21 protein-coding genes are annotated in these 21,871 nt (G+C 31.6%); 14 read left to right on the top strand and 7 right to left on the bottom strand.

Annotation, left to right across the window (positions count from 1 at the left end; genetic code table 11):
• Nucleotides 1-3 precede the first annotated feature (3 nt).
• Together U9O55_03470 and U9O55_03465 are read left to right on the top strand one after the other, a co-directional pair.
• Nucleotides 4-825, top strand: a complete 822-nt coding sequence (locus U9O55_03470; protein ID MEA2088870.1) for a glycosyltransferase — start codon at nt 4-6, stop codon at nt 823-825.
• Nucleotides 826-903: 78 nt separating this feature from the next.
• Complete coding sequence (locus tag U9O55_03465) at nt 904-1,782, top strand: UTP--glucose-1-phosphate uridylyltransferase (protein MEA2088869.1); 879 nt, start codon at nt 904-906, stop codon at nt 1,780-1,782.
• A 129-nt stretch (nt 1,783-1,911) separates the two neighbouring features.
• On the opposite strand, the gene U9O55_03460 is transcribed toward U9O55_03465, so the two are convergent.
• Genes U9O55_03460 through murA form a run of 4 tightly spaced genes read right to left on the bottom strand, consistent with a single transcriptional unit; the run spans nt 1,912 to nt 6,608 of the window.
• On the bottom strand, nt 1,912-3,285 hold the full coding sequence (locus U9O55_03460; GenBank protein MEA2088868.1) for a hypothetical protein: 1,374 nt from the start codon (nt 3,283-3,285) through the stop codon (nt 1,912-1,914).
• 56 nt (nt 3,286-3,341) lie between these two features.
• Nucleotides 3,342-4,190, bottom strand: a complete 849-nt coding sequence (locus tag U9O55_03455; GenBank protein MEA2088867.1) for a 4-hydroxy-3-methylbut-2-enyl diphosphate reductase — start codon at nt 4,188-4,190, stop codon at nt 3,342-3,344.
• Nucleotides 4,187-5,365, bottom strand: a complete 1,179-nt coding sequence (gene ispG / locus U9O55_03450) for a flavodoxin-dependent (E)-4-hydroxy-3-methylbut-2-enyl-diphosphate synthase (GenBank protein MEA2088866.1) — start codon at nt 5,363-5,365, stop codon at nt 4,187-4,189. Before ispG ends, U9O55_03455 begins: the two co-directional genes overlap by 4 nt.
• A complete protein-coding gene (gene murA, locus U9O55_03445) occupies nt 5,355-6,608 on the bottom strand; it encodes a UDP-N-acetylglucosamine 1-carboxyvinyltransferase (protein ID MEA2088865.1) in 1,254 nt (417 codons plus the stop codon). The genes ispG and murA overlap by 11 nt, the downstream gene beginning before the upstream one ends.
• A 558-nt stretch (nt 6,609-7,166) precedes the next feature.
• Here murA and U9O55_03440 point away from each other — a divergent pair.
• Both U9O55_03440 and U9O55_03435 read left to right on the top strand, forming a co-directional pair.
• The gene (locus U9O55_03440) at nt 7,167-7,706 is read left to right on the top strand and encodes a hypothetical protein (GenBank protein ID MEA2088864.1); all 540 of its coding nucleotides are present in this window, start codon (nt 7,167-7,169) and stop codon (nt 7,704-7,706) included.
• Nucleotides 7,703-8,506 carry a hypothetical protein gene (locus U9O55_03435; GenBank protein ID MEA2088863.1) on the top strand — a complete coding sequence of 268 codons (804 nt, stop codon included), beginning with the start codon at nt 7,703-7,705 and terminating at the stop codon, nt 8,504-8,506. The genes U9O55_03440 and U9O55_03435 overlap by 4 nt, the downstream gene beginning before the upstream one ends.
• Before the next feature lie 70 nt (nt 8,507-8,576).
• On the opposite strand, the gene U9O55_03430 is transcribed toward U9O55_03435, so the two are convergent.
• Nucleotides 8,577-10,733, bottom strand: a complete 2,157-nt coding sequence (locus tag U9O55_03430; GenBank protein ID MEA2088862.1) for a DUF3604 domain-containing protein — start codon at nt 10,731-10,733, stop codon at nt 8,577-8,579.
• A 274-nt stretch (nt 10,734-11,007) separates the two neighbouring features.
• Between U9O55_03430 and U9O55_03425 the strand changes: the two genes are divergently transcribed.
• The 3 genes from U9O55_03425 to U9O55_03415 all read left to right on the top strand — a co-directional run bounded on the left by U9O55_03425 (nt 11,008) and on the right by U9O55_03415 (nt 14,577).
• Nucleotides 11,008-11,238, top strand: a complete 231-nt coding sequence (locus tag U9O55_03425) for a helix-turn-helix transcriptional regulator (GenBank protein MEA2088861.1) — start codon at nt 11,008-11,010, stop codon at nt 11,236-11,238.
• A gap of 86 nt (nt 11,239-11,324) precedes the next feature.
• A complete protein-coding gene (locus U9O55_03420) occupies nt 11,325-14,174 on the top strand; it encodes a VWA domain-containing protein (GenBank protein ID MEA2088860.1) in 2,850 nt (949 codons plus the stop codon).
• Nucleotides 14,164-14,577, top strand: a complete 414-nt coding sequence (locus U9O55_03415) for a hypothetical protein (GenBank protein ID MEA2088859.1) — start codon at nt 14,164-14,166, stop codon at nt 14,575-14,577. Before U9O55_03420 ends, U9O55_03415 begins: the two co-directional genes overlap by 11 nt.
• Before the next feature lie 668 nt (nt 14,578-15,245).
• Here the strand turns inward: U9O55_03415 and U9O55_03410 are convergent.
• Nucleotides 15,246-15,776, bottom strand: coding sequence for a hypothetical protein (locus U9O55_03410; GenBank protein ID MEA2088858.1), 531 nt, complete (start codon nt 15,774-15,776; stop codon nt 15,246-15,248).
• 3 nt (nt 15,777-15,779) lie between these two features.
• On the opposite strand from U9O55_03410, the gene U9O55_03405 reads away from it, so the two are divergent.
• The 3 genes from U9O55_03405 to U9O55_03395 all read left to right on the top strand — a co-directional run bounded on the left by U9O55_03405 (nt 15,780) and on the right by U9O55_03395 (nt 17,937).
• Nucleotides 15,780-15,947, top strand: coding sequence for a hypothetical protein (locus tag U9O55_03405; protein ID MEA2088857.1), 168 nt, complete (start codon nt 15,780-15,782; stop codon nt 15,945-15,947).
• A 4-nt stretch (nt 15,948-15,951) separates the two neighbouring features.
• Entirely contained in the window at nt 15,952-16,293 is a 342-nt protein-coding gene (locus tag U9O55_03400; GenBank protein ID MEA2088856.1) for an ASCH domain-containing protein, read from the top strand.
• Nucleotides 16,294-16,407: 114 nt separating this feature from the next.
• Nucleotides 16,408-17,937: an IS1634 family transposase gene (locus tag U9O55_03395; protein ID MEA2088855.1), complete on the top strand. Its 1,530-nt coding sequence runs from the start codon at nt 16,408-16,410 to the stop codon at nt 17,935-17,937.
• On the opposite strand, the gene U9O55_03390 is transcribed toward U9O55_03395, so the two are convergent.
• Nucleotides 17,908-18,285, bottom strand: coding sequence for a radical SAM protein (locus U9O55_03390; GenBank protein ID MEA2088854.1), 378 nt, complete (start codon nt 18,283-18,285; stop codon nt 17,908-17,910). The two genes, U9O55_03395 and U9O55_03390, sit on opposite strands and share 30 nt — an antisense overlap.
• A 510-nt stretch (nt 18,286-18,795) precedes the next feature.
• On the opposite strand from U9O55_03390, the gene U9O55_03385 reads away from it, so the two are divergent.
• The 4 genes from U9O55_03385 (at nt 18,796) to U9O55_03370 (ending at nt 21,503) form a co-directional block, all read left to right on the top strand.
• Entirely contained in the window at nt 18,796-19,002 is a 207-nt protein-coding gene (locus U9O55_03385; protein ID MEA2088853.1) for a hypothetical protein, read from the top strand.
• A 73-nt stretch (nt 19,003-19,075) separates the two neighbouring features.
• Nucleotides 19,076-20,113, top strand: a complete 1,038-nt coding sequence (locus U9O55_03380; protein ID MEA2088852.1) for a radical SAM protein — start codon at nt 19,076-19,078, stop codon at nt 20,111-20,113.
• Nucleotides 20,097-21,026: a radical SAM protein gene (locus U9O55_03375; protein ID MEA2088851.1), complete on the top strand. Its 930-nt coding sequence runs from the start codon at nt 20,097-20,099 to the stop codon at nt 21,024-21,026. The genes U9O55_03380 and U9O55_03375 overlap by 17 nt, the downstream gene beginning before the upstream one ends.
• Before the next feature lie 51 nt (nt 21,027-21,077).
• Entirely contained in the window at nt 21,078-21,503 is a 426-nt protein-coding gene (locus U9O55_03370) for a GNAT family N-acetyltransferase (protein MEA2088850.1), read from the top strand.
• Nucleotides 21,504-21,871 lie beyond the last annotated feature (368 nt).

Here is a 21,871-nt window from a genome sequence, read left to right as displayed (position 1 = left end):
TTTATGAATTTTAAAGCCACAATTATTATTCTTGATTTTTTAAAAGCGCCGCAAGTTCTTGAAAATATGGAATCTCTTTTAGAGCAAAAAGTTGATTTTAATTTTAAAAATATTATTATTGATAATTCTTGTAATAAAAAAAACGCTGATATTTTAAAGCAATTAGAAAAATATAAAAATATTAAAATAAAAATTAATAAAAAAAATAGCGGTTATCCTAAAGCGCATAATGATGTTAAAAATGAAATTGATGGAGATTACATTCTTATAGTTAATCCTGATATTTTATGGAAAAAGAAAAATATTTTTGCTAAGTTGATAAATTATATGGATAATAATCAAGATATTGGAATTTTGGGTCCAAAACAAATAAACAGAAGCGGAAAAGTCGAGATGACAATCAGAGCTTTCCCAAAAATTTATTTGCAAGTCGCGCGAAGGACTTTTTTGCGTTATTTGCCGATATTAAAAAGCAAAGTAAAATATGATGAAATGCAACATCTTGATTATAATAAAATTCAAGATGTTGATTGGCTACAGTCGTCTTGCGTTGTTATCCGCAAGAAATTATGGGATAAAGTTAATGGATTATGCGAGGATTATTTTTTGTTTATGTCTGATGTTGAAATTTGTTTTCAGGCGTGGGAAAATAATTATAGGGTTGTTTATTTTTCAAAAACAGAAGTTTGCGCTGATGGAAAAAGATCCAGCGCGGGCGGTTTTAATCAGTTTTTTAAAAGCGGTGTGTTGCGCCAGCATTTAAAAGATTCCATAAAATACAGGGTAAAACATTTTTTTGACAAAAATCCAAGAAAAAAGATTTGATTATCTATTTCCGGCAAATTTACAAATTTTATGTTAACTTAAATTTAATATAAATTATAATAAGCTTAAAAAAATTTTATGAAAATTAAAAAAGCGGTTATTATCGCTGCTGGTTTTGGAACTCGTTTTTTGCCAGTTACAAAAGTTCAGGCAAAAGAATTAATGCCGATCGTTGATAAGCCTGTTTTAGAATATATTGTTGAGGAAATGATTAATAGCGGAATTACAAATATAATTCTGGTTGTTAATAAATACAAAATTTCTATTGAAAATCATTTTGATAGATTATTTGAGCTTGAGCATACTTTGAAAAGAGGAGGCAAAGAAAAATTATTAGAAAAAATTACGACTATTCCAAGCAAGGTAAATATTGCTTATGTAAGACAGCAAGCGCCTTTAGGCACTGCTCATGCTTTATTATGTGCTAAAGCATTTGTTGGGAACGAGCCGTTTGTTTTTTCTGACGCGGACAGCGTGATTGACAGCAAGATACCGGCGACAAAACAACTTTTAGAAATATATAATAAATATAAGTGTCCAATTGTTGGAGTGCAGAAAACAGAAAATCGTTTTTTAACAAGATATGGAAATATTTATGGGAAAAAAATAGGGAAAAGAATCTATAAAGTAGAAGATTCAATAGAAAAGCCAGACATTAAAAAAGGAGAAAAAGTTTCTCCGCAGGGTTTATTTATCGCAGGGATGAGATATATACTTACCCCCCAAATTTTTCCTATTTTAGAAAAATTAAAACCAGGCAAGGGCGGGGAATATTATATTAACGACGGAATAAAAGATTTGTTGGAAAAAGGGGATGTTTACGCTTATCATTATGAAGGCGATTATTATGACACTGGAAATAAATTGGAATATTTGAAAGCTAATGTCAATTTTGCTTTTAAACATGAAGAAGTAAAAGACGAGTTTAAAAAATATTTAAAGAATTTGGAGATATAATGCGAATTCGCGAATTATACACTAATTCTGCAAATCAAATATAACGCGAATAATAAATAATAATTTACATTATTCGCATTATATTATATTCGTGGCATTCGCATTTTAATTTGCGGATTCGCATTATGTTTAAATATCAAGTTCAAAAAGACCTTTTTGAGACCCAATGCTTCCTCTAAAGTAAATTTTATCTTTGTTATTATTAATCATTATATTTTTAATATTTTTGTTTTCAAATAAAAGATTTGAATTTTTTTCAATATTTTCGCAAGTTTCAACAATATTTATGGAATTGTCATGAGTAAAAAATAGATGCGCGTAATCAGGATGCCACGCAATTTGGCTGATCGGTTCGCTGTGACGAATAATAAGTTCTTTTTTGTTTAATTCAAGGTTTGAAGTATAAATTTCAAAATCATTATTGTAAGCTATTAAATAACAGTTATCATCCAATTTTTCGCTCCATAAAATATTTTTTGCGTTATCTTGGACAACAATTTTTTCTTTTTCTTTATCAAATATTATTAAATTGTTTTCTATCTTGTCTATCAAGGTTATATATTGTTTAGGGCATGGCTTAAATTTAGATTCAGTGGAGATATTAGTCAGTAATATTTGTTTATAAGAATTTTGTTTGTCTGTTTTAATTAAAGAATTTTTAGTTATTAAATAAATTTCATCTTTATTAACATAAAAATCATTTATTATTACAGATTTTTCTTTTTTATTTAAGGAAAATATTTTTTTAAAATCATAATTAACAAGATTTAACATAAAAATTTCCCTGTCTTGATTTAGAAAAAAAATAATATTTTTATTATGTTGATCCCAGCGGGGATTTTTTATTTTTATATTTTTGGATATTTTTGTTTCTAAACTAAATAATTTCTGCTGATTAAAATCATAAATATAATTTTTATAATTTCCAAAAAGCAGAATTTTATTCCCATTTAATGAGAATTTTAATTTTATGTTTTCAATATCATTAATTTTTAGGTTTGGAACATCTAAAATTTGTTTTGTTTTTTCATTGTATATTTTAAAGATGGAAAGATTATTGTCAATTTGTCGTATTAGCAGTTTATTTTTGTTTGGAATTTGAAAAATTTCAATATTTTCTTTATCAAATATTATTTTTGGCAAATTTTGTTTTTTGAATAAAACAATATTTTTTACAAAATTTATTTTTTCACTTTCTATTTTTATTTTTTTCTCCCAGTAATGATAATCATCTTTTTCAATTTTAATTAAATATTCTCCAGGTAGTAAATTCGTTATTTTAAATGAATCTGCTAAGAAATTTGTTTTTTGTTTAAATTCGTTATTGATATAAATTTTTACTTCTTTTGGCTTGAATTCTAAAATCATTCCGCCTTTTTTTTCTACTTTTTCTTTTTTAAAATCATAGCGATATCCTGATGTGTAAAAAATAGCCGCTGTTGATAGGATAATGAAAATTATAATAAATGTGATGTAAATTATTCTTCGTATTTTAATTGTCATATTTTGATTTAGTTTTTACCTGCCTGCCGGCAGGCAGGGCTTCGTTAGCTTTTAGCTTATAGGGTTTTTAAAGTTTTTAATTTTTTGCAAACATTTTTTATTATACAGTCAGGAGTTGAAGCTCCGGCTGTTATTCCTATTTTTTTAAAATCAGAAAAATTTTTTAAATTAATTTCACTTGCGCTATTAACAAAAAATACATTTTTGTTATTCTCTTTTGCTATTTTAAAAAGTTTTTTGGAATTAGCGCTTTTTTTTCCGCCAATAACAATGATAGCATCATTTTCAGCTGAGATTTTTTTAGCTTCTTCCTGTCTATTCTTTGTTGCATCGCAGATTGTGTTAAATATTTTTAAATTTTTTATTTTTTTTCGCAAAAATTTTACTATTTGCAAAAATTTTTTTAATTCCTGCGTTGTTTGGCTTACAATAACGGCATTTTTAATTTTTGAAAAATCAATATTTTTTATTTCCTTAATATCTGAAATTATAGTGGCGTTGTTATCGCACCATCCGTTTATGCCTCTTACTTCTTTATGGTTTTTATCTCCAAAAATAAAAATAAAAATATTATCAAGATAATATTTTTTTACAATCTGCTGAACTTTTATGACTTTTGGACAAGTTGTGTTGATTATATTTAACGCTTTTTTTTCTGCTTCTTGAATAATACTTTTTGAAACCCCGTGCGCGCTGATAATTATTGATCCTTTTTTGATTTTGTTTGTTGATTCTATTTTTTTAATTCCAAGAGATTTTATTTTATCAGACACATGTTTGTTATGCAACAGGTCTCCTAAAATATACAGATTTTTGTTATTTTTTTTCGCGCTGTTTATGCTGATGTCGTAGGCTCTTTTCGCGCCTTGACAAAATCCAGCGAATTTGCTGATCGTTATCTTCATACTTTTTTAAGTTCTTTTAAAAATTCCTTAAGCAGATTTTTTTCTTCAACTTTTTTTATTATTTTTCCTTTTTTGCAAATTAAACCGACTTTTTTCCCGCCGATAATTGCGAGATCAGCTTCGCGAGATTCACCTGGCCCGTTCACAACACAACCCATTACAGCGATGTGTATTGGTTTTTCATATCCTGATACTAACTGTTCAACTTTTTTAGTCAGCCCAATTAAATTAATTTCTGTCCGTCCGCAAGTGGGACAGCTGGTTATTGTCGGGCCTTCTTGTCGTAAATTCAAAGATTTTAAAATTTCGCGCGCGACTTTTATTTCTTTAACAGGATCAGCAGTCAAAGAAACGCGGATTGTGTCGCCAATTCCTTCATATAATAGATACCCAATTCCGATTGCCGACATTATTGTTCCGCGAAATTTAGTGCCAGCTTCTGTAATTCCGATGTGAAGCGGATAATCAACTTTTTTGCTAAGCAATTTGTAAGCCTCAACAGTCCTTTTAATATCAGACGCTTTTAATGAAATAGCAATGTCAGTAAAATTCAGCTTTTCTAATATTCTAATATGCCTTAAAGCCGACTCAACCATTCCTTGACTGGTAGCTTTGTTTTTATATTTTTTAAGTATGTCTTTTTCTAAAGATCCAGCGTTAACGCCTATTCGGATAGGAATTTTTTTCTTTTTTGCTGAATTTGCGACTTCAGCTATTTTTTTTAATGAATTTATATTTCCTGGATTAAGTCGCAGTTTGTCAACGCCTTGTTTAATGGATTCTAAAGCCAGCTGATGCGAAAAATGTATGTCAGCTACGAGAGGAATATTTATTTGCGATTTTATTTTTTTTAATTTTTTAGCCGCCGCCATATTTGGAACAGCGACTCTTATGATTTCACAGCCTGCTTTTTCAAGTTTTTTAATTTGAGAAACTGTTTTTTTAAGATTTGCTGTGTCAGTATTTGTCATTGATTGAATAGAAATTGGCGCGTTTCCTCCGATATAAACATTTCCGACTTTTATCCGTCTACGCAGAACACCGCAGACGCGAGTAAGTGTATGAGTATTTTTAAAGTTCTGCTTCGGCGGATTTCGCTTCATAGAAAGATTAGGAAGAATTATTGGAGCAAGTTTATGAAGCTTTATTTTTTTGGTTTTTTTCCTATTTTTCATAAATATCAGCGCCTAAATTTTTTAATCTTTGAATAATATTTTCATATCCTCGTTCAATTTGATAAACATTTCCAATTGTTGTTGTTCCTCGCGCTATTAAGCCTGCTAAAACTAAAGTAATTCCAGCGCGTAGATCAGGGCTGTCAACATTTTTTCCAAAAAGTTGAGTTGGTCCTTTAACAATCACGCGGTGAGGATCGCACATAATAATATCAGCCCCCATTTGATTTAATTTGTCAGTAAAAAAAAGTCGGCCTTCAAAAATCGGATCATGAATCAGACTGTTTCCATTAGCTTGTGTCATTAATAAAGTAAACGGAGCTTGTAAGTCAGTTGGAAATCCAGGATATTCATGCGTGATAATATTAACAGGATTGAAATTTTTTGTAGGAATAATTTCAATAAAATTTTTACCTATTTCTAATTTTCCACCAGTTTTTTTAATCATTAGCAAAAAAGATTCTAAATGTTCAGGAGCGCAATCAGAAATTTTTATCGCGCTTTTAGTTAAAAGCCCCATTATAATAAAAGTTCCTGCTTCAATTCTGTCAGGCATAATTTTTGTGTCGCAAGCTGACAAGTTTTTTACGCCTTCTATCGTAATAATGCTTGTCCCGGCATTTTTGATTTTAGCTCCGCATTTGTTTAAATATTTTGAAAGTTCAATAATTTCTGGCTCTTGAGCGGAATTTTTTAAAACAGTTGTTCCTTTTGCCATTGACGCCGCCATTATCATTGTTTCTGTAGCAGTAACACTGATTTTTGGAAAAATAAAAACAGCTCCGCGCAGTTGTTTTGTCGTAAAATAATATTTATTATTTTTTTGTTCGCAATTAGCGCCTAATGCTTGCAAGCCGTTAATAAAAATATCAATCGGTCGTTTTCCAATTAGACATCCTCCGGGATAGGGGATTGTTACTTCTTTAAAGCGGGACAATAAAGGTCCGGCTAAAATAATAGAAGCTCGCAAATCTCTTCCCATTTTTTCGTCTATTTCTGTTTTTGATATATTATCAGTGTTTATAATAAAATCTTCTTGTGGATTTTTTTTAATATTCGCGCCCAAATTTTTGATAATCTCAATCATTTTTTCAATATCATTGATAATTGGAACATTGCTTATTTTATTTTTACCTTTAGTCAGAATAGTCGCTGCTATAATTTTTAAAGCTGAATTTTTAGCGCCTTTGACTTTAATTTCACCGGATAGTTTTTTCCCGCCTTTGATTATGTATTGTTTCATAGAAATTTATTTATATATTTTTTATAATTTTATTGTAGCGGATAAGAAGCTGATTGTAAATACTTGAAATTACATTGGTTTTTATTTACAGATATTGACAAATTTTTTATATGTGTTTTAATAAAGATAACTTTAACAATTACAAAATCTACAAGTTAGATCCTCTGAAATTTTAATTCAGGGGGTTGGGTCTAACTTTTTCACTTTTGTGAAAAGATGATCTCTGCGTTAGTGGAGATTCGGCTTCCTCCGTAATCATAGGATAACTGATGTCGTTCTAATTAATTTTAGAAGGCAGAGTCAGTAAAAGTGATTTTAATCCGTTTACTGGCGGATTTTTTTAATCTGTCAGAAAAGATTAGAATAAAAAGGGTGGCACCGCGTGAACCCCGTCGCTCATGAACAGCGGGGTAAATAACTTCTCGTCCCTTTATCCAAATTTTATATTTGGATAAAAAGATGAGAGGTTTTTTATTGACTTCTCGGTCAATTTATATTGACAGGTTTGCTCTTTGAAAATGTCTTAAATGACAAAAATAAAAACAAGGGAAATATAAAATGAAAAAGTTGATTGTTTTTATTTGTAATGGCAATATTCACCGCTCCGCTGTTGCTGAAGCGTGCTTAAGACAGGAAATTGAAATAAGAGAACTTAGCAGTTTATTTGAGGTTATTTCCAGAGGACTTCAGGGAAGTGCGGGAACAAATCCGCCAAAACATAAAAATTTATTTGGGTATCCGTTGGAATGGACAATCCAGAAACCAATTCTTTCAAATTTGGGACTTGATATTACTAATCATATTTCAAGACCTATAAATTATGGGGTTGTAAAAAAAGCATCATTAATTATCGCAATGGATAAAAAGGTGCTTGTTAAATTACCAAATAGTCTTATAAAACAGTTTCCGAAGTACAACTACAAAATGAAACTCTTTATGGAACTTGAGGGAAAACAAAAGGATGTGCCTGATTGTTTTGGATCTTCTGATGTAAAATTGCATCGTTATGTGAATGAGATGATTGTTAAAATTATTCGAAAAAGATTTACCAACATATTGAAACTGTCTATCAGAAATCAAAAGGAGGAGGAGAAATGAAAAATTTAGATGTTACAAAAAAAGATGTGATCTTTCCGGAACAATTGCCAAAAATCATTTTATTATGCGGTCCTTGTCGCACTGGAACCACGGCATTATCTAATGTTTTTGTGCAAGCAGGCATTGAATCGCACATGCAACCCTTAAAATCTATAAGGAGGGCAAAAGAAAACGACGAACAAATTCCAATATGGCAGGTTGGGAACAATAATAAAATTATCCACTCAAAAGAAACATTTGGCTTAAAAGACAAAGCTGAATTCTTTAACCCAGCAGAGATTTTATTGAACCTTGGTTACCCTCCCGAGAGATTAATAGTAATCGGAATGCTGCGAAATCCTATGCAGACTTTCATATCATGGAAAAGGCTATATGGAGAGTCCATGAAAGAAGAAAATCTTCTCAGGGCTTTTTTACTGACCGATGCCATAAGAAAATTCTGCCACAAGTGTGGAATTCAAATGATCTTTTACGTCCATGAAGCCATAAGAAATAATAAGCCAGAGGTGGTGATATCGAGTTTATTTCAAAAACTTGGGATAAATAGTTCTTCCAGCCACCTTGTAGATTGGCGAGAGAGTCCTAAATTTGGCGACAAAGATCCGCGTAATCGCCACCTTTGCTTTTATGATTCGCCGCCAAAAAAATTTATTGAGGGGGTAAGAGATTGGGGCGGATACCAATATCGAAATCATCCTGTTCCTGGAACAAATCATCTCCCGCAAGACATGTTCAAAATTTATGAATTGTTTCAAAAAAAATGTGAAACATTTTTAAATTTGAAGATTAAAATCCTGTAAAAAAAAATACAAATCACAAGAGAGTTTGTTGAATATTAAACAAACTCTCTTTTTTATTTTTGCTTAAATTTTATTTAACCAAGTATATAGGACTTGACCAAGCCATATGGCCATTGCGTTGAATTACCTTGACAAACATAGGATTATCGCCTTTTTTTAATTTTTTTAATTTTAAAATAAAATTTATCCATTTAGGATTATTATTTTTTGAAATTTTATACACTTCCAACTTTGCATCCAATCCGTTCATATAGTAATACTTGGGAATTTGCGTAAAATTTTTTATTTCTGCTATTATTTTTTTCCTATTTATCTCCATTTCTATTTTTCCTGTGTTTTTTTCTAGTTCTAAAATAATTCCCTGTACGCCACCCGTAGTGCCGCCCTGCCATTGAAGTAAATTTTTTGTTTGTCGGACAAAATTATTTAACATAAAAAAATTAATTTTTTCAATATCTTTAATTTTATTCCCATTTATTATTAAGTTTCCTTCCCATGAAAAATTTCTATCACGCCCTTTAACTTTAGATCCTGACCAAAGAATTTTAATAAAAGTTTTGTTGCTTGTTTCAAACTTGGGAAAATAAGTATATATTATTTTATCTTGATTATAAACTTCTACTCGATCAATCGCAGATGTCCCAATGCAAGAAATTTTTAATTTTATATGTTTTTCATAATTTATTATATCTCCCATTACTCCAATTTTTTTTTGATTATTATGGCAACTTACGTTTAAATAAATACGAGCTCCCGTGGTACCATAAGTATGCCGATTGCACAAAGCTTGAAAAATATCTCTGCGAGTTAATTTTTTAGCTAAAATACAAGTCAAGCCGCCATAACTGCCAAAGTGAGAAATTCCCGGATATTCCGCTCCTGGGCGACCCTTGTGCCCATCGCTGTTAGCGACAATGCCGATTCTATAACCTCTTTTTAACGCATCAAACAAAAACCATTCAAATGTTCCCCAGCAAGAATGAATTTCAATTGCTTTTTCTTTGTTTTTATCATGCATATCCAGATTGGAATAACGACCGCCTACATGAGCAATAATTAAAACTTTGTTAATGCCGGAAAGTTTTTTAAATAAATCATTGGCGGTAGAAGCATCTGTTTTTATATCATTGAAATCATCAATTAACGCATGGGAGGAACGAAAAATTGGATAACCTTCGTTTTGGTATATAACATTTCTATCGCCTCCATTCGGCGTGTTGCCAGACCACTCATATCCAGGAAAGGCAATAAATCCATTTTCTTTATTAATTTTTTTTGTTGTTTTATTAATTTTTATCCAGTCTTTTTGAGTTATCTGAAAATCGTTGCCTTGATGAGATGCTACATTAATAAAAGCATAATCGCGCGCAAAATTAAAATAATCTGATACATCGTTTGTGCCTATAGTTTCTTCTGATTGAGCATGCAAATCAGCCCAATATTGATAAATTTTTGGCTCTTTTTTAACAATAATGGGGTTGGAAATTGCTTTTAAATTTTTATATTTTGCTTGAATAAACACAGTTGTCTCCTTAAAAGTTTGAATATGTATTTCAGCCCGTCCTTTCGTAAAAGTAATTTTTTTTTGAAAAATTTTTAAAAATTTGTTTTGTTTTATTTTAAAAAAATCATTTTGATTAATACATGGATTGCCCCAATAATCTTCAATTTTGATTAAAGCTTTGAATTGTTTTCCCGCATTTGTTTTTGTCGGAGCCACTATAATTAACCGATTAGGTTTTGACGGCATAATTTCAATTTCCGGAGATTTTGGTAATTCGATATATTTAGCTGTTGCAAAAGGATCTACTAAAACTTTAAATTCAAAAGATTTTTCGCAGAAAGTCTGTTGGCGCCAGTTTTTAAAATCAATATAAATTTTGTCGTTGTTTTGCAGATAAGCGCGAAAAAAATATATAGCGAATCCTCGACTCCATGGACGCAGATAGGCTTTGCCGTGAGTGCCGTGCGACTTGGAATCTATTTTAATTTTAACTTTTTTATTACTAGAAGATACTTTTACATAATTATTTTTTTTTGGATTATTAAATTGAAATTCTTCAAAATCAGACACAATACGAAAAAGTATTTTTATACTGCCACCGTCATCAATACCATAAATTCCTGTCTGATAAATTAATCGGCAGTTAATTCTTTCTCCTGCTATAGCCTTTTTGATATTTAATTTGCTCGTGCCGATTTTATTTTTATATGTTTTTTGATACATATATTTAATGCTTTTAATTTAACAATATACTCCCGAAATTAATCGAGGTTAAATCAATATTCTATATATAATAATAACAGAAAAGTTTAAAAAGGGAAAGGGTATATCTTAAATAAAAAATTTTGATAATGCAATTTTTATTACGCATGATTTTATTATGAGAATAATTGAGTTATATATTAAAAATAAAGGTAAAATTTTCAATTTATCGATTAAGCTTTGGAATAGAATTTAAGAACAGAATATTGACTTTTAGAATATATACTGTTAATATATGGTTAAGTCAATACACTCAAAAGAATATACTGAATTTGCCAAGAAATTATGGTCTGCTCGCATGGAAGTTGGTTTAACGCAGGTTGAAGTTGCCAAAAAGCTCAAGAAACCGCAGTCATACATATCCAAATCAGAAGCCGGCGAACAGCGACTTGATATATTGGAAGTACAGCGTTTTGCCAAACTATACGGCAAAGACATCTGCTATTTTCTGCCGAAAAAAAAATAGATTTTTTAAATATATAATTTTGCAAATTCAAATTTTATGAATATCAAAAAATATCTTTAGTGGTTGCTGTTTTTCTGTTGGTGGTGGTGCTAGGCGCAACTTCGGTAGCCGATGTTTTTGCCACCGCACATAATATAAATACGCATGAGCTACAAAATAATAACAAATTCGCGCTCCACAAAGAAAAAATTGAATCAAGAATAGAAATATTATCACCGAAAGACGGGGAAATAGTCGACCCGTTGGCACCACTTACTATTAAAATCAGTTACGAAGCGTGGCATTTTAATTTTTCTATAAAAGACAAATATAAAACAGTAAAACCCAGTTCTTTTGACGCGATTGAACTTCTCCTTGACGGCAAGTCTGTCGCGCTTCAAGAACTCGATAAGTCTAACAATAAAACAGGAGTAATTTTGTTTGAAGTATCTCATGAAGATTTTCCAGATGACACACAAGAAGTTGAGCTTAAGGCCCGAGCATATAGGGTGTATCATTCTTTCGAACATGTTCCAGAAAAACATCGTGAGAAAGTGAAAAATAAGTCAAATAAAGTTGCAGTGGAATCAGAAAAAGTTTCTGTTCAGTTCGGTATAGATATTGAGGCGATTCGAGCAGAAGCACAAGAAATTATTGATACCAATCCGAACGGAGACAATGATAATGATGGATTGACCAACAAATTTGAAATAGTAAATCTTGATTTTATTACTTCATCTGAAATATACGACACAGACGCCAATGGAATAAGTGATGCAAACGAAGATGAAGACAACGATGGACTATTGAATATAGAAGAACAAACACTTGGAACAAATCCGCTCGTTACCGACACAGATAGCGATGGTCTTACTGACAAAGAAGAAGTAAATATTTACGGAACCGATCCGAATAATGAAGATACTGACGGAGATGGGCTTTCTGACGGGCTGGAAGTTGAACTTGGAACCAATCCTCTTAATCCGGACACAGATGGTGATGGTGTGTCGGACGGAGATGACTCAATTGAATTTTTGGTTCATGATGAAACTTCCGGTATTTTAGTTGAAGTAACTGGGAGCGGAAAGGTAAAACGAAACTTTTCTTTTTTACCACTCAATAACGAGCCGTTTTTTGCAAACGCGCCCGCTTTCATTTCTTCAATAGAAATTAACAACGAAAGAGGGGAATTCATTGACGAAGCGATCATAACCATTCCATTCGATCTGTCAACTCTTGGCGGTACCAATCCGAGTAATCTCGGCATTGCGTATTTAAATAACGAAACAGGAGAAATGGAACCGCTTGAGAATCAGATTATAGATATGGTTAACAATACAGTGTCGGGCAAAACAAATCATTTTTCAAAATTTGTTCTTTATGATATGGCTAAAATGGCGGAGATATTTGCAGAAGATTTTTTCGGAAGCGTTCGAGGCGGAGGCGGTTCAATTGTATTGGTTTTTTCAATAGATTCATCCGGAAGTATGAGATGGAATGATCCGAGTAATATACGAAAAGACGTATCAAAGGATCTAATTGACTCTCTCGAGACAGACGACAAAGTTGGCGTGGTAGATCTTGATTCGTCGGCGTATATAGTGCAAGAAATTACGACAGATAAGGAAACTGCTAAAAATGCTATTGACCAAATTAATTCTTCTGGAGGGACAAACATAGGTGCTGCGGTCACTACAGCCAACACTATGCTTATAAATGAACCGGAAGATGGAAATAAAATTCAAATTCTTTTAACGGACGGGCAGGGTTCTTATAATCCTAGTTATACTCAGCAGGCAATTGATAACGGTATTATTATTTATACCATCGGGCTCGGAAGCAGTGTTGACGAAATGCTGTTGCGTTCAATTGCCGAAGAAACGGGAGGTGCGTATTTCCAAGTAAGCCAAGCGTCTGATCTTATCTCAGTTTTTGCAACACTCAAGGAAGCAACAAAAGATACCGACGGTGATGGGCTTTCCGATTCAGCTGAAATAAACGGCATGCGTACCTTTTGGGGTACGGTTATTATTTCAGACCCAAGTAAGTTTGATTCCGACGGTGACGGTCTTAGCGACGGTGAAGAAATGGGGAGCACATGGACAGATATTCGAGGACGCTATTACAATATTAAGAGCGACCCGAACAACGTAGATTCTGACGGTGACGGATTGAGCGACCAAGAAGAAAAAATCAAAGGCACATTGCCATACATAAAAGACACCGACGGAGATGGACTGTCCGATAAAGAGGAAATTGACGGCGGTACAGATCCACTTTTGGAAGATACAGATAGTGACGGACTAAACGATCGCATTGACCCAATGCCGACAAGGAAAGATTTTTATGGGGACTTGGATAAAATTGGAGATGTGGTGGCAATACTGACTGTGTTTGCTGATCCGACTGAAAATATCCTTTTTACTTCTTTTAGCTATAGTTTAGACGGCGGAAGCCACGCTTTTATTGCAGTAAAGAATGTAACTAATAAGAGCATTGATGTTGGTAAATTTCCAAATCTTGAAATTGGTGAATCATTATCTCTCGGTACATGGGGACCGGTACCTGTTGCCAGCGAGCATATAGGTCTTTGGTATAGTCTCGAGTCATGGTTGATACAAAAACAATCAGCATACAACGGAAGGATTTCTATCTCATATGCGCTAAATTCAACCATGCTAGATAAGCTAACATCTTGGGTTGGATCGCACGATAAGTGGAGTGAACTACAAAATTGTTCAAGTTTTGCCAAGGGCGTGTGGAACGAAATAGCCCCTTGGAATTATGAAGTTAGCAATGGATGGATTATCAACACTCCTAAAACGCTTGCCGAAAACATCCGAAATACATGGCCATTAGAATACCGTATAACTGATCCACTTCCACTTGATAATATTGATGTGTATTATGCCAATGGTACTGATGCTATTATAAAGAGTTCAAAATATGACAATTAAACTTAATTGTATTACAATTAAAAGCATGTTAAATAAGCAAATTTTACTGCCCCTTCTTCTTGTTATTGTGATAATTGGAGTATTCATACTTATTCCGAAAGTATTCAGGATACATGTTGTCACAGATAAAATTAATATTAGCTCGATTATAATATCTGATGATGTTATTAATCTTAAAATTGATTTTGGAGGCAATAGTGGGGCTATGTTTAGTGGGTATAAAACTGAGTATCGGAACAGCACACTTTACATTAATGTATACTGGACATATTTACGTGTACTAATGAAAGGGTATGGGGATATTTCTATTCCTAATACCTACGATAATATAGATGCAATCTATTTCCAAGGAAGCAATTCTGAAGATAAAAGATTAATCTGGTCTGAAACCGATCAAAAATAGGACACATTGACGGCAAAGAGTACTAAAGAAAAAGTATTTGAAGTTACTGATAATAAGTTAGATTGTTTTAAAAAAATTCAGTTTAACGTAGAATTTTGGGATAATATAATATTTTGTCCACAGGAAGAGCAAAAAATATTGATTTAATTTATATTATTTTTTGGGAATGGAAATAAAAAATACAGATTATGTTATAATAGAATGCAAAGAAAATGCTTAATATTGGATTATTAATTTTTTTAAAATATAAAATTTATGGAGGCAGAACTGTAATTTATAATTATTATATTAACGAACGTAGAATTTAAGGACGAAAATTCGCCACAGACGGAAAATTTTATATTTTTCTGTTCCCCTAAAAAACAGAAACATGTTCTTTTCCTTATTATTAAAAAAAAGGGGGCATAATTAAATAAAAGAAATCCAGTAATTAATTCCGCCAAAGGCGGAATAACCAAAACAGAAAATTTTTCATCTCCTATTAAAAAAAAGGGGGGCAGAAAAAAAATAAAAAAATGTAATGAAAAAATTTCTGTTTTGGTTTGTCATAGCCCCGCAACGAAGTGCGGGATAAACTCCGCGGAGGCGAGCGGAAACGCACCAATTGAATTACCACGCTCTACGAGCGTACGATTTAGTTCAGAGCCACCACGCACGCGGAGCATGCGTCAGTCGGGGTTCTGTTCAAAAAAAGTTAGAATTTCAACCAAAAGGCACCGCCAATTTACAATTTTGTCAGTTTTGGCAGAATTGCGAGCAGAGCGAAGCTCTGCAAACGGCGCGCCGTGCGCGCAAAGGGCTGAATTTGCAACGATTTGCCACGCTCCGCGTGGGCAAAAAGAAAGTTCTTGGTTTTGGATTTGAAAGTTCGAACCAATCTTTTTTAGAAAATCCCGTCCGCCTCTGGCGGATTCTTTGGAAGCGATAATTTTGGCTTGTTTACTGTCTTTTATAAACTTGTCGGCGAGTTCGAACCGATTATTGCTTTTTTGTTCAAAAGACTTCAATTTGTCTTTCAAAACTTGTTTTTGATTGATGAGAATATTTTTTGCTTTTTGATATTCTTTGATATTTAAAACACTTTCTAAATAGGCGTTCATAAGTTTTTCCAATTTCTCATCAAGTTTTGAAAGTTCCTTTTCCGTCTTTTGCGCAAAAAAGTCTGATGATTTGCTTGATTGGATTTTCTCTTTTTTCAATTTGTGCCAAGCGGCGAATTAAACGACCCAAACAGCATTGCCCGCGACCTTACCAAGCCGCAAAAAATCGGACATTGGGGCAATGGAGATTATGAAGTGAAGCTCGAAAAAGAAGAAGAGATTGAGCAAGTTTTTGAGCTGATCAAGCAAAGTTATACTTATAACAAATAAAAATATGACGACTTATAAAATGAAATTTGCCATTACCCCGTTTGAAAAAATTGTTAGTGGCAACAAGATTATAGAATCAAGATTATATGACGAAAAACGTAGACAAATTAGTCTCGGGGATCAAATCGAATTTTCAAGCAATGATAATCCGGATAGAAAAATAACAACCTCAGTGTGTGCTTTGTATCTATATCCAGATTTTGAGAGTCTGTTTTCAGATTTTCCACCATCATATTTTGGCGGAGATTCAAGAGAAGCACTATTTGAAGAAATTGAAAATTTTTATTCAAAAGATAAACAAGCTAAATTCGGGGTTATTGGAATTAAGATCAAACTAGTGAAATAAGAAAAAGCCCACCTGACTTCGTCGCTTTTTAAAATTCAAAAAAATAATGGCTTAACTAATGTAAAAAACACTAGTAATATTCGCAAAATGGGTGACCCATGTTAAAATGGGGATATGTTTATAAGAAAAAAGAAAAATAAGAGCAAAAGTATAAGTGTTCAAATACTTAGAAAACACTTAGGAAAAAGCGTGTTAGTGGAAACAGTTGGTTGCGGTAAAGACGAAGCAAAGACAGAACAGCTGATACACAAGGCGAAACAGCGCGTAATAGAATTAACATCTCAACAACAATTTGATTTCTTTACAGAAAGAGATCAAATACTTCACGACTATTTAGCGTTGGACGAAATGGTTTCAGTTCAAAACATTGGCCCAAAACTAATCTTAGAAAATATTTTTAATGACATTGGCTTTTCTAAAATTCCAGAAGATTTATTTAAGCACATTGTCTTAGCTCGTCTGACATATCCCGCAAGCAAATTAAAAACAACAGAGTATTTTGAAATACATCACAACAAAATAATTGATGTTGGAAAGATTTACAGATTTTTGGATCGCTTTGATAAAAATTACAAAGAGCAAGTTGAGAAAATAGTTTACGAACACACTAAAAAGATTTCAAAAAATATTACCATTGTTTTTTATGATATGACCACTCTGTATTTTGAAGCGGAAGATGAAGATGATTTGAGAAAAATAGGTTTCAGCAAAGATGGAAAATTCCAAAATCCCCAAATAATGCTGGGGTTATTGGTTGGAAAAGACGGCTATCCGATAGCTTATGATATTTTTGAAGGAAATACTTTTGAAGGCAAAACACTGCTTCCGATTATTGAGCAAACGCAAGCAAAGTATGATTTTAAGAAAAAACCAATTGTTACAGCTGATTCAGGATTGTTTTCCAAGTCCAATTTAAAAAAACTGTCAGAGCAAAAATATCAATTTATCATCGGCGCCAGAATTAAAAATGAGAAAGGTAATGTTAAAAAAGAAATTCTAAAAAGATCAAAAGATTTGAAACATGGAAATATTTCTTTAATAGTTAAGGAAGATAAAACAAAATTAATAATTTCCTATTCGGATAAAAGAGCCAGAAAAGATAAATACAACAGAGAGAAAGGATTGAAAAGATTAAAGAAAAAAATAGCTTCCGGAAAACTAACCAAAACCGCTATTAACAGCAGAGGTTACAATAAATTTCTAAAATTGGAAAATGAAATTAAAATTAAGCTTGATACCGCGAAAGTTAAGGAAGATGAAAAATGGGATGGCTTGAAAGGATATCTCACAAATACGGATTTATCAGCAAAACAGGTTATTGAAAATTATTCTCATCTTTGGAAAATTGAAAAAGCTTTCAGAATATCAAAAACGGATCTTCGTATTAGGCCAATTTATCATTATAGGAAAAGAAGAATAGAAGCGCATATTTGTATTTGTTTTGCGGCTTACACAGTTTGGAAAGAATTGGAAAGATTGCTTAAAAAACACAAAATGAAAATGAGTCCGGAGAAAGCGATTGAATTTTCCAAAGGTATTTATCAAGTTTCATTCTCCTTACCCGATTCCGGAAAAACAAAAACAGCTTTTGCAAAACTATCTGAACAACAAAAATTATTGCTCAAAAATTTCTATTTTGGGTGACCCAATGACGAAGTCAGGAGTATCAAAATTTAAGTCAATGATTTTGTCTCTAAGTTTTTTATTTTTAATAACTCCATTTGTGCATAATGTAACTTTTGAAATCTTTTTTTTCGCATAATTAGCAATTTCAATAAAATTGGGATGTATAGTTGGTTCTCCTCCCGTTAAAACTAATTTACTAATGTTATTTTTTTTAAATTTATCAATCAAAACAAAAAATTTTTCTTTTTTCAAAAAATTACTTGAATGGTATTTTTTATTATGGCGGTAAAAACAATGTTTACAATTTAAATTACAAGACGAAGTTAGCTCTAATACTACTTTTTTAGTTGAATTTTTTATATTCATTTTACAATTTCTATACATCTTTTTGTTTTTTATTAAATTAAATCAGAATGGCATAAAACAAAAAAATGTCAAGACGATATTTTTAGCTAATGTTAAACTATTTGATATTGTGATGGGGGATAGTGTTTTTTTCTTTTATGTTTATTTTTCAAAAAATACCCTAAAATAATATTTAGTTTTTATCTGTTGAAAACTTTTATTTTTTTATTGGTTGTTTTTTATTTTTATGTTATAATAATATCACTTTTAATATTTTAACAATGTAACATTTTAACATTGATTTTATTTATTTGTTTTGTTGTTTTTTGATAAAAAAGAAAAAAATCCCGGACTGAAAGCTTTGGTAGCTAACAGCCCAGGACAGGTTGCGACCCGTGTTGGAGGAGGGGCCAACACAGATCTGGTTGGTGGGGAGAGAAGGAGCAAATTTTTCCGACTTATCTGGCGGAGTTATTATAGATCAAGGTTCATCTCAATCATAATTTTTTGTTTATTATAATTGAGATATAAATGTTAGTAGAATGTCGATCAAAATTTATTGACAAAAAATTTATTTTTGTTAAAATAAAATTAAATATAGCTCATTACAAAAAAATAAAAGGAGGTAAAATAGCTATTATGATGGCGAAACGAGGCGCAAAGACCGTAAGCATAAATAATTGGCAAATGACAGTTAAAGACTACACAAAGCGAGGATGTCTTATTAATTGCAATTAACGATAAAGCATAAAACACCGGATAAGGGCTTACTTATTTTGCAAGGAAGCCCTTTTTTTATAAGGAGAACAAGATGAATATTACTTTGCCAAATATGGCCAAATTTGAGATGACAGATGAGTGTAACGGATTTTGTGTTTTTTGTTTTGCTGGTTGTAACAAGAAAGAGCCAACCCAGCTACTTTCATTTGAGACTTGGATGAACATATCTCAAAAGATAAAAAACTTTGGAATTAATTTTCTGAATTTATCAGGTGGTGAATTATTTATGTTCCCTGATTTTTACGAAGCAGTTAGAATATTTAAAGAACAGGGTTTTAAAATCGGATTAAATACCAATGGAACATTTGATGTAAATAATATTTTGCCATTTCTTAATCAAGATGACATGTTAATATTCTCTATACATGCTCATACAAAATTACAGGACAGAATTATAGGTTTTGATAAGGCAATTGAGAAAGTCAAAAAGAATTTGGAGGTTTGTCAAAATTATCCCGTAAAAGTATGTATTAATATGGTTTTGATAAATCTAAATTATGATTTGCTACTTGATAATTTTAACTACTGGAATGAAAATTATAAGATACACCAATTTGCAGCATTTATGCCAGTGCCTTTTATCGGAAATAATTTTGAAAAACATGCTTTGGAAATCAATGAAAGTTTAATTTTGGATTATGCCGAAAAATTAAAAAAAATTCCTGCTGATAAATTAACTTTTAGAGGCGGATTTCAAAATCTTTTTTTACCCTCGTCGGATTCCTATTTTGACAACAACAGTCCCGACTGTGCTGGCGGTAGAGATAAGATTGTTGTTAAGGCTAACGGAAACGTTTACCCTTGTGATTATTTTACCACTGCTGAGTATTTCTGTGGTAATATTTTGCAGGCAGATATAGCTTCAATTTGGGAGAATGGACAAGGTTTTAAATTTTTTCGTGAGTATAAATTGCCGACTAATTGCAAAAGTTGTGCTAAAGCTCATAAATGTTATGGTGGATGTAGGGCATGGACTTATAAATATCAGAAAGGAGAATTTTCCGATGAACGAGATTTTAGATGCGACTTTATTGGGTCTTCATTTGCTCGAGATGGAATTAACCAATAGATGTAATAAAGACTGTCAAATTTGTTATCAAAAGAAAAGAGATAAGGGGAAAACTATTGATATGCCTTTAGAGCTGGCAAAGGATTTAATTTTATTTGCCGTTGAAGAAAGTGTAGATACTGTGGTTTTAACAGGAGGCGAAACCTCAATGTATCCCTATTTAAATGACTTGCTATCGTGGATAGCGGAAAATAATTTTGAGATTAGATTTGTTATTCAGTCTAATGGGAAAATAGAAGAAATCCCCATTGAATTATTGAGATGTTTTGGTGCTGTTCATTTAAGTTATGAATATGCAGGTTCTCTCGCACGCCACAGTGATCAAAATGCAATATTGGATTTAGCTTGTCATTACAATAGTCAAAATATATATACCTACTTATTTTCCACTGTGCACAAAGAAAGCATGTCTAATTTGGACAAAATGGTTAAGTTGGCTGTGGAAAGAAATTTAGATGTGGGTGTTAATATTTTTATTCCAAATGACGATTGTGAATTAGCTATTCCATTGAATCAATATAAAGTAACAATGGAGAAAATATTTGCTCTTTACAAATCCGGCAAAATTTTAAGACCCACTTGTCCTTTGTATTCACTTTTACAAAAAGATAAAGCAGATAGATATATTGGTAACAAGGGAGGGTGTACCGCAGGTATAGCTTCTATTGTGGTTAGATCAAATGGAGATGTTATCCCTTGTCCATTTTTCTATTTAGTGATTGGTAATGTTTATCAAACGCATTTATACGATATTTGGCTTAAATCATCAATTCTTGGTATAATTAGAGATAGAGCTAAATATGATAATCCTTGTGCTAGCTGTGAATATTTATCTTTTTGTGGCGGATGTAGAGCGCGAGCTTATAAAAAAACAGGAAGGGTAAATGCGAGCGATCCATTTTGCTTTAAATGAATTTTATAAAATTGTGGAGCAGGTAATTTTTATTACTTGCCCCATTTATTTATGAAATGCAGGATAGTTAGAAATCAAGATGATTATAAATATGTATCTTCTTTGTATAACCCCAAAAATACAAAGTTTTTATTATTTAAAAAAATGACAGCAAAAAAAATTGAAAAGATGGCTAATAAGAATTTTCGCTATATGTATATTGTTGAACTTGGCAATAAAAAATTGGGGAGCTTTAGTCTACGCAGGATGTCAGGCAAAAAAGAATTTTCTTTTGGTATGGTAATTGATTATTCCAAACAAGGATTAGGCTATGGACAGAAGGCGCTTGGTTTAATAGAACGTGAGGCAAAAAAGCTTGGTTGTAAAAAATTGATATTAGAGGTTGACGCTAAAAATTTGCCAGCTATTCATATTTATAAAAAAGCAAGATTTAAATTAAAATCTAATATGATAGCCATGTGTAAAAGTATAAAATGATAATAAATATGGGTCTTATGAACCTTTTAAGTATAATTGATAGTATAAAATTTAATGACATAAATAAAATCAAGAAAAAATGTTTTAATAAAAAAAAATAGTTATTATTTTATAATAGAATAAAAAAGATTGAAAATAAAAAATAAACAGCTAATTTTAATTCAAAGATAATTAACTGATTTAATAAGGTAGGACATTTCTATATTGTCTTAACAGATAATATATAATAAAATAGTTAAAGAAAATTCGTTTATAAAAAACGAATTTTTGTTTTTTTATACAAAATCCAACTGTTGAAAACTTTTATTTTTTTATTGGTTGTTTTTTATTTTTATGTTATAATATTTATAATTCAAGATAAACTTAAA

Source organism: Patescibacteria group bacterium (assembly GCA_034660655.1).
GTDB lineage: Bacteria > Patescibacteriota > Patescibacteriia > JAACEG01 > JAACEG01 > JAACEG01.
This window is presented reverse-complemented; position numbering and strand designations above follow the sequence as displayed.

Excerpts from the sequence above, each read along its gene's own strand:
- U9O55_03370 (MEA2088850.1), top strand. The coding sequence starts at position 21,078 with ATGAAATGCAGGATAGTTAGAAATCAAGATGATTATAAATATGTATCT.
- U9O55_03380 (MEA2088852.1), top strand. The coding sequence starts at position 19,076 with ATGAATATTACTTTGCCAAATATGGCCAAATTTGAGATGACAGATGAG.
- ispG (MEA2088866.1), bottom strand. The coding sequence starts at position 5,365 with ATGAAAAATAGGAAAAAAACCAAAAAAATAAAGCTTCATAAACTTGCT.
- U9O55_03440 (MEA2088864.1), top strand. The coding sequence starts at position 7,167 with ATGAAAAAGTTGATTGTTTTTATTTGTAATGGCAATATTCACCGCTCC.
- U9O55_03385 (MEA2088853.1), top strand. The coding sequence starts at position 18,796 with ATGTTAGTAGAATGTCGATCAAAATTTATTGACAAAAAATTTATTTTT.
- U9O55_03390 (MEA2088854.1), bottom strand. The coding sequence starts at position 18,285 with ATGAATATAAAAAATTCAACTAAAAAAGTAGTATTAGAGCTAACTTCG.
- U9O55_03455 (MEA2088867.1), bottom strand. The coding sequence starts at position 4,190 with ATGAAGATAACGATCAGCAAATTCGCTGGATTTTGTCAAGGCGCGAAA.
- U9O55_03375 (MEA2088851.1), top strand. The coding sequence starts at position 20,097 with ATGGAATTAACCAATAGATGTAATAAAGACTGTCAAATTTGTTATCAA.
- murA (MEA2088865.1), bottom strand. The coding sequence starts at position 6,608 with ATGAAACAATACATAATCAAAGGCGGGAAAAAACTATCCGGTGAAATT.
- U9O55_03435 (MEA2088863.1), top strand. The coding sequence starts at position 7,703 with ATGAAAAATTTAGATGTTACAAAAAAAGATGTGATCTTTCCGGAACAA.
- U9O55_03400 (MEA2088856.1), top strand. The coding sequence starts at position 15,952 with ATGACGACTTATAAAATGAAATTTGCCATTACCCCGTTTGAAAAAATT.
- U9O55_03415 (MEA2088859.1), top strand. The coding sequence starts at position 14,164 with ATGACAATTAAACTTAATTGTATTACAATTAAAAGCATGTTAAATAAG.
- U9O55_03465 (MEA2088869.1), top strand. The coding sequence starts at position 904 with ATGAAAATTAAAAAAGCGGTTATTATCGCTGCTGGTTTTGGAACTCGT.
- U9O55_03395 (MEA2088855.1), top strand. The coding sequence starts at position 16,408 with ATGTTTATAAGAAAAAAGAAAAATAAGAGCAAAAGTATAAGTGTTCAA.
- U9O55_03470 (MEA2088870.1), top strand. The coding sequence starts at position 4 with ATGAATTTTAAAGCCACAATTATTATTCTTGATTTTTTAAAAGCGCCG.
- U9O55_03425 (MEA2088861.1), top strand. The coding sequence starts at position 11,008 with ATGGTTAAGTCAATACACTCAAAAGAATATACTGAATTTGCCAAGAAA.
- U9O55_03430 (MEA2088862.1), bottom strand. The coding sequence starts at position 10,733 with ATGTATCAAAAAACATATAAAAATAAAATCGGCACGAGCAAATTAAAT.
- U9O55_03460 (MEA2088868.1), bottom strand. The coding sequence starts at position 3,285 with ATGACAATTAAAATACGAAGAATAATTTACATCACATTTATTATAATT.